Origin of the sequence: Larkinella sp., assembly GCF_965227735.1 — a bacterium.
GTDB lineage: Bacteria > Bacteroidota > Bacteroidia > Cytophagales > Spirosomataceae > Larkinella.
The window spans coordinates 3,842,501-3,850,000 of record NZ_OZ245776.1; the positions used below are offsets into that span (position 1 = coordinate 3,842,501).

The 7,500-nt window shown below is 49.1% G+C and carries 7 protein-coding genes, 1 tRNA gene and 2 rRNA genes (2 of these 10 only partly in view); all 10 read left to right on the forward strand.

Translation table 11 applies throughout. The features are described 5' to 3' along the window. A 23S ribosomal RNA gene (locus tag ACO064_RS14920) occupies positions 1 to 246 on the forward strand (it extends 2,664 nt beyond the left edge of the window). A gap of 128 nt (positions 247 to 374) precedes the next feature. After that, positions 375 to 486, forward strand: a 5S ribosomal RNA gene (rrf, locus tag ACO064_RS14925). Between the two features lie 86 nt (positions 487 to 572). Next, positions 573 to 646 (forward strand) — tRNA-Pro (locus ACO064_RS14930). Positions 647 to 829: 183 nt separating this feature from the next. Continuing rightward, positions 830 to 2,272, forward strand: a complete 1,443-nt coding sequence (locus tag ACO064_RS14935) for an anthranilate synthase component I family protein (RefSeq protein WP_421828067.1) — start codon at positions 830 to 832, stop codon at positions 2,270 to 2,272. Positions 2,273 to 2,285: 13 nt separating this feature from the next. Beyond that, positions 2,286 to 2,852 (forward strand): anthranilate synthase component II, encoded by a 567-nt coding sequence (locus ACO064_RS14940; RefSeq protein WP_421828068.1) that lies wholly within the window; start codon positions 2,286 to 2,288, stop codon positions 2,850 to 2,852. A 31-nt stretch (positions 2,853 to 2,883) separates the two neighbouring features. Next, positions 2,884 to 3,873, forward strand: a complete 990-nt coding sequence (trpD, locus tag ACO064_RS14945; RefSeq protein WP_421828069.1) for an anthranilate phosphoribosyltransferase — start codon at positions 2,884 to 2,886, stop codon at positions 3,871 to 3,873. 70 nt (positions 3,874 to 3,943) lie between these two features. Continuing rightward, positions 3,944 to 4,768 carry an indole-3-glycerol phosphate synthase TrpC gene (gene trpC / locus ACO064_RS14950; RefSeq protein ID WP_421828070.1) on the forward strand — a complete coding sequence of 275 codons (825 nt, stop codon included), beginning with the start codon at positions 3,944 to 3,946 and terminating at the stop codon, positions 4,766 to 4,768. Beyond that, positions 4,765 to 5,412: a phosphoribosylanthranilate isomerase gene (locus ACO064_RS14955; protein WP_421828071.1), complete on the forward strand. Its 648-nt coding sequence runs from the start codon at positions 4,765 to 4,767 to the stop codon at positions 5,410 to 5,412. The genes trpC and ACO064_RS14955 overlap by 4 nt, the downstream gene beginning before the upstream one ends. Positions 5,413 to 5,559: 147 nt before the next feature. Continuing rightward, on the forward strand, positions 5,560 to 6,762 hold the full coding sequence (trpB, locus tag ACO064_RS14960) for a tryptophan synthase subunit beta (RefSeq protein WP_421828072.1): 1,203 nt from the start codon (positions 5,560 to 5,562) through the stop codon (positions 6,760 to 6,762). A 76-nt stretch (positions 6,763 to 6,838) separates the two neighbouring features. Then, on the forward strand, positions 6,839 to 7,500 hold the 5' portion of the coding sequence (trpA, locus tag ACO064_RS14965; RefSeq protein WP_421828073.1) for a tryptophan synthase subunit alpha. Its footprint extends 154 nt past the window's final position; only the first 662 of its 816 coding nucleotides appear in the window; it begins with the start codon at positions 6,839 to 6,841; its stop codon lies beyond the right edge, outside the window.

Consider the following 7,500-nt stretch of genomic DNA (forward strand, 5'->3'; position numbering starts at 1 on the left):
ACGGGGGCTGCCCTTAGTACGAGAGGACCGGGGTGGACTCACCGCTGGTGAACCGGTTGTTGTGCCCACGGCACGGCCGGGTAGCTACGTGGGGTTTGGATAAGCGCTGAAAGCATCTAAGTGCGAAGCCGGCCCGGAGATGAGTCTTCTATGAAGGACGTTAGAGACGATGACGTTGATAGGCGGCAGGTGCAGGGCGTGAGAGCGCTAGAGCCGAGCCGTACTAATGACCTGAAGGTCGCAGGATACGACGACTTGAGAGTGCTTGCAGCAGGTTTGTGATTTCCTTTTTTCTTAAAGATACACACCAAGACACCAGCGTTGACAGATCAACCCGAATCCAAGCCGGGAAGCTAAGTCAACCCAAGAGCTGGGATGGTGGCAAGGGTGCGGGGGAACACCTCTTCCCATACCGAACAGAGCCGTTAAGCCCCGTTACGCCGATGGTACTGGAGTCACTTCCGGGAGAGTAGGTTGCCGCCACCACAGATTACAATGTACCCATCTCCATAAACCGAGATGGGTATACTTTTTTCTTTTTGATTTTTTATAAAATAATTACCTTTGCCTATCGGGGTGTAGCGCAGCTCGGTAGCGCGCTACGTTCGGGACGTAGAGGTCGTGGGTTCGAATCCCGCCACCCCGACTTAAAAAACATTTGTAACCATGCGTTTTGGATTGATATCTTCTAATCTTTGGTGGCGTTCTTCTTCAATCGAAGTTGAACAGTCAGCGCATGCTTTGTAAAACCGATCCTATTGGTTCTTTCGAAAGCCCACTGTTCAAACCAGTGGGCTTTTTTTGTTTTCTAACCATTTCCTTTTCAATTATGATTGCACCCTTTAAAGAACAAAAACCGGCCTTCAAGGTGACCAGCTCCTACCGTAAAATGCTGGCCGATACCTTGACACCTGTCAGTGTCTATCTTCGCCTGAGAGATAAGTTTGTCAACAGTATTCTGCTCGAAAGTTCAGATTACCACGGGAATGACAACAGCTATTCCTACATCTGTTTTGATCCCGTTGCCAAATTTGAATTTGATGGTAATTCTATAAAAATTGACTATCCAAACGCTACGTCAAAATGCGTCGAGATTTCTCCAAAAGATGACTTGCTGACGGAAATCGAAAACTTTAGAGCCGGATTTCAGTATCAGAAATTCCCGTTTCCGTTTATTACCAATGGCCTTTTTGGTCACATTGGCTACAATGCGGTTCAGTTTTTTGAAGATATTTCGTTGAAAGCGGATGGAGCCGAAAACGATGTGCCGCTGGTCGTTTACCAGGCATTTCGGTATGTAATTGCGATCAACCATTTTAAAGACGAACTCTATCTTTTTGAGCATTCGTATTTGGAAGAAGGTCAGGAGCCCGCTCCCCATAACCTTGATTACATTGAAACCCTCATTAAAAACCGCAATTTTCCGTCTTATTCCTTCCAAACTACGCAGGATGAGCAGTCTAATTTTACGGATGAGCAATTCCTGGAAATTATTCAAAAAGGAATTGACCATTGTCACCGGGGTGACGTATTCCAGATTGTGCTTTCCCGTAAGTTTTCTACCGCTTTTCGGGGGGATGAATTCAACGTCTACCGTGCTCTTCGTTCACTGAATCCGTCGCCTTATCTTTTCTATTTTGATTACGGCAATTATAAATTGTTCGGATCGTCGCCGGAAGCTCAGATTGTCATTAAGGGCCAGAACGCCATCATTTATCCCATTGCCGGCACCTTCCGTCGGACGGGTAATGATGTAGCGGATGCGGAATTGGCGCAAAAACTGCACAACGATCCGAAGGAAACCGCCGAGCACGTGATGCTGGTCGATCTGGCGCGCAATGACCTCAGTCGCAATTGTAAAACCGTTAAAGTCGAAACCTTCAAAGAGGTTCAGTATTACTCGCACGTCATTCACCTGGTGTCGAAAGTCGTGGGTGAACTGGATGAGAATACAAAACCGTTGCGGATTGTAGGCGAGACCTTTCCAGCCGGAACCTTGTCGGGCGCTCCCAAGCACATGGCAATGCAGTTGATTGATCGGTACGAAAAAACGAGCCGTGGTTTTTACGGCGGGTGCATTGGTTTCATGGATTTTAGTGGCGATTTCAACCAGGCGATCATGATCCGGACGTTCCTCAGCAAGAACAATACGTTACATTATCAGGCTGGTGCCGGTGTGGTTGCCAAATCGAATCCGGAAAGTGAATTGCAGGAAGTACATAACAAATTGATGGCCTTGCGGACGGCCATGAAACAGGCTGAAACAATCTAAAACAACGGTTTTTATGAAAGTGCTGGTTATCGATAACTACGATTCGTTTACCTACAACCTCGTCTACATCCTTCGTGAGTTGGGCCATACCGTTGATGTGTATCGGAATGACAAAATTTCGCTGGAAGAGGTAGATGCTTATGACAAAATATTGTTGTCGCCCGGTCCCGGAATTCCGTCGGAAGCGGGGATTATGCAGGAAATTATTCGAACCTATGCGCCTACCAAAAGCATTTTAGGCATTTGCCTCGGCCACCAGGGAATCAGCGAAGCGTTTGGTGCGACGCTGGAAAACATGACAGATGTCTACCACGGCGTTGCGCATCGGACTTTTGTGGAAAATACCTCCGAGCGGTTGTTCAATGGATTGCCAAAAGAGTTACTGGTGGGGCGGTATCACTCCTGGACGGTTATTCCCGAAAGCATTCCGGCCGAGTTGACGGTTACGGCGGTCGACGAAGAAGGGCGGGTGATGGGTGTGGCTCACAAAGAATATGACGTGCGGGGCGTTCAGTTTCACCCCGAATCGGTGTTAACGCAGCACGGAAAACAGATGCTGGAAAACTGGTTGAATCGTTAACATAACAATCGCATTCTATTTCGATACCTTCATGAAAGAAATACTGAATCACCTGTTTGAATACAAGACCCTTACCAAAGAAGAAGCCCGGCGGGTGCTGATCGGAATCAGTACCGGACAATACAATACCTCGCAAATTGCTGCTTTTTTGACGGTTTACATGATGCGAAGTATTACCGTCGAGGAATTGGAAGGCTTTCGCGATGCGATGCTGGAACTGTGTCTGGCTGTCGATTTGTCGGAATATGACGTTATGGACCTGTGCGGAACCGGTGGCGATGGCAAGGATACCTTCAACATTTCAACCTTGTCGGCTTTTGTCGTGGCGGGTGCCGGGCAGCGGATTACCAAACACGGCAATCACGGCGTTTCGTCCATGTGCGGATCGTCGACGGTGATGGAATTTCTGGGCTACCGGTTTACGAATGACTATGATGTGCTGCGGAAAAAAGTCGAAACCGCCGGTATTTGTTTTCTGCACGCACCCCTCTTCCACCCGGCGATGAAAAATGTCGGGCCGATTCGGAAAGAATTGGGTGTAAAGACATTTTTTAACGTTTTGGGGCCGATGGTGAACCCGGCTTTCCCGAAAAAACAGCTCGTCGGCGTGTTCAGTCTTGAATTAGCCAGATTGTATGCGTATCTTTATCAGCAAACGCCTAAGCGGTTTATGATCCTACACGCTCTGGATGGCTATGATGAAGTGTCGTTGACCGGCGTCTTTAAAACGATCACCGCACACGCTGAGCAAGTGCTGACTCCGCACCAAATCGGTTTGCCCCAACTTCAGCCTGAACAATTGGCCGGGGGTAAGTCCGTCGAAGATTCTGCCCGTATTTTTATGAATGTGTTGAACAACGAAGCAACTTCTGCCCAAACGGATGCGGTTATTGCCAATGCCGCAATGGCTCTGGTAGCCGCCGAACGGGCGAAAACCGTTGAGGAAGGCATTCAGCAGGCGCGGGAATCGCTGGAAAGCAAGCGGGCGTTGGACAGTCTTAAAAAATTGCTGGCGGCTTAAGGCTTAAAGTAGGAGTAAATCGGTTGTAAAGAATATTACAAAGTGCAATACCACCGGAATAAAGAATAGAATGGACGTACTTGAACGGATTATTGAGCGCAAGCGAACCGAAGTAGATTATCAAAAAACCGTCGTATCCCAACGGGAACTGGAACAACGGCCGCTTTTCAGTCGGCAGTCGTTGAGTGCTCATGACGCGCTTCGGCGACCCGGTTCATCGGGTATTATTGCCGAATTCAAGCGAAAATCTCCTTCCAAAGGCATCATCAACGATCAGGTTCTGGTGGCCGACACCACGGCGGGTTACGTCCGGGCCGGTGCCGCCTGTCTGTCGGTTTTAACGGACGAGCCTTTTTTTGGCGGTACGTCCGCCGATTTGATCCAGGCGCGACAGGCCAATCCATCCACCCCGATTATCCGGAAAGATTTCATCATCGATCCGTACCAGATTGTAGAAGCCAAAGCAATCGGTGCGGATTTTATTTTGCTCATTGCCGCTTGCCTTACCCCCGCACAAGTTCAGAATTACAGTCAGGTTGCGCACGATTTAGGGCTGGAAGTGCTGCTCGAAGTCCACGATGAGGAGGAATTGGCCAGCCATCTGACCGAAACCGTCGATCTGGTGGGTGTCAATAACCGCAATCTGAAAACGTTTGTGACCGACCTTTCAACTTCCGTCCGGCTTTCAACCTTGATTCCTGAGTCGTTCGTCAAAATTTCCGAAAGCGGTTTGCAGCAGGCCGAATCCATTCTGGCGCTTCAGCAAGTCGGTTATCAGGGCTTTCTGATCGGCGAAACGTTTATGAAAACCGCCGACCCGGCACAGGCTTTGCAGCACTTACTCGATGAATTGAACCAGTTGCATCCATTATCTCAAAAACACTATATCGTATGAAAGTAAAAGTCTGTGGAATGCGGGATTCCGACAACATCCGTGATTTGCTCGCCCTGGCACCCGATTTTATGGGATTTATTTTTTACGACAAATCACTGCGGTTTGTTGGTGAAGAATTGGACGCTGAACTATTGAAATCATTTCCGCGCAGCACGAAAAAAGTGGGTGTATTTGTCAACGCCAGCCCGGATTATATCCTGCGCAGCGTGAAAAAGTACGACCTTCAATACGTGCAGTTGCACGGAACCGAGACGCCCGACTTCTGCCGGAATCTGCGAAACCGGGGTGTTAGCGTCATCAAGGCCTTTTCGGTTGATGGAACGTTCAACTTCAGCATGCTGAACAATTACAAACCGTCCTGCGATTTCTTTTTGTTTGATGCAAAAGGCGATCAGTTTGGCGGCAACGGCATCTCGTTCGACTGGAGTCTGATGAATCGCTACGATAACGACAAACCGTTTTTTATCAGTGGCGGCATCGATGCGGAAAGTCTGGACGCCCTGGATAAACTCAAACACCTGAAGCTGTATGGCGTCGATATCAACAGCAAAGTGGAAATGAGTCCCGGTCTGAAAGACATCGAACTGGTCAAAGCGATCATCACCGGACTGAAACCCATCGAAGAAGAGGAAACCGTCGCTTAACCCGAAAACTATTGAGATATTTATACATTCAGAGACCGCATTTTGCGGTCTTCCAGGCTTTTCTGCCTTATTTAAATAGATAGTAATCGAAAATTGCCCGGTAATCGGTGCGGTTCTACAGTTACTGCATACTTGTTTTTGAGTACAATGGAAACTACAGAAGTAAAATCAGCTTTTCAGGTCGACGAACGGGGATACTACGGCACATTCGGTGGCGCATTCATTCCGGAAATGCTTTATCCAAACGTAGAGGAACTACGCCAAAATTATCTTTCTATAATTTCCGATCCGGCTTTTCAACAGGAATGGCGGGATTTACTGACCGATTATGTGGGTCGTCCAACCCCGCTTTTTCATGCCCGTCGCCTGTCAGCCGCTTACAATACAACGATTTACCTGAAGCGTGAAGACCTGTGTCATACGGGTGCTCACAAAGTCAACAATACCGTCGGCCAGATTCTGGTAGCCCAGCGATTGGGTAAAAAACGGATCGTCGCCGAAACTGGTGCGGGCCAGCACGGCGTTGCCACGGCGACGGTTTGCGCTCTGATGGGGCTGGAGTGTATTGTTTATATGGGTAGCATCGACATGGAGCGCCAGAAGCCCAACGTCGATCGGATGCGGATGCTGGGAGCAACCGTTGTTCCGGCCACAAGCGGAAGCCAAACCCTGAAAGATGCGACAAACGAAGCCATGCGGCATTGGATCAATAATCCGGTCGATACACATTACGTGATCGGTTCGGTCGTTGGGCCGCATCCCTATCCCGACATGGTTGCTCGTTTTCAGTCGATTATTTCCGAAGAGACCCGCAAGCAATTGCTGGAAAAAACCGGTCAGGCCAACCCCGATTATGTCATTGCCTGCGTGGGTGGAGGGAGTAATGCCGCCGGTGCTTTTTACCATTATCTGGACGAACCGTCGGTGAAACTGATTGCCGCCGAGGCCGCCGGTCAGGGTGTACAGTCGGGCCATTCTGCCGCGACAACCGCCCTGGGAAAACCCGGCATTTTGCACGGAAGCAGTACCATCCTGATGCAAACCGAAGACGGTCAGGTCGTTGAACCGTATTCAATTTCGGCCGGTTTGGATTATCCCGGTATTGGACCCTTACACGCTCATTTGTTTTCATCCGGCCGGGGTTGGTTTTACGCCATCACCGACGAGGAAGCGCTGGAATCGGCCTTTGAACTGAGCCGTCTGGAAGGAATCATTCCGGCCCTGGAGTCATCACACGCCTTAGCCTGTTTATCCAAACTGAAAGCTCGCCCGGACGAAACCGTCGTCATTTGCCTTTCAGGCCGTGGCGATAAAGATTTAGCCGCCTACACGACGCGTCTTCCGGAATAACCATCCCATATACTCTGTAATCTTCCGCCAGGTAAAAGCTGGCGGGAAAGCATTCCATTCCCTAAAGAATACTGCCATGAACCGCATTACTGAATTGTTTCAAAAGAAGTCCGAACAGATTCTGAACGTTTATTTCACCGCCGGTTTTCCTCAACTGCACGATACCGCAACGATTTTGGAGACCTTGCAGGAAGCCGGTGTTGACCTGATCGAGATCGGAATGCCGTATTCGGATCCGGTCGCCGATGGAGAAACCATTCAGCAAAGCAACCAGAAGGCGCTACAGAACGGGATGTCGCTGCGGGTTCTGTTCGAGCAACTGCAGGGAATTCGGCAGAAAGTTCAGGTGCCAATTCTATTGATGGGCTATCTAAATCCGGTCGTTCAGTTCGGAGTGGAAGCATTTTGCCGGAAATGTGCCGAGGTGGGTGTCGATGGAATCATTGTGCCGGATCTGCCAATTGATGTATACGAACGGGCGTACAAGGCCATTTTCGATCAGTATGGTTTGCAAAATATCTTCCTGATAACGCCCCAGACGACTGAAAACCGCATTCGCCAGATTGATCAGTTAACGAATGGGTTCATCTACATGGTCTCATCGGCCAGTACGACAGGCTCACAAAAGGGAATCACGGACGAAATGAAAGCCTATTTCAGCCGGATCGAAGCCATGAAAATAAAGAATCCGCGCTTGATTGGTTTCGGAATTCAGGATTATTCAACTTTTCAAACGGC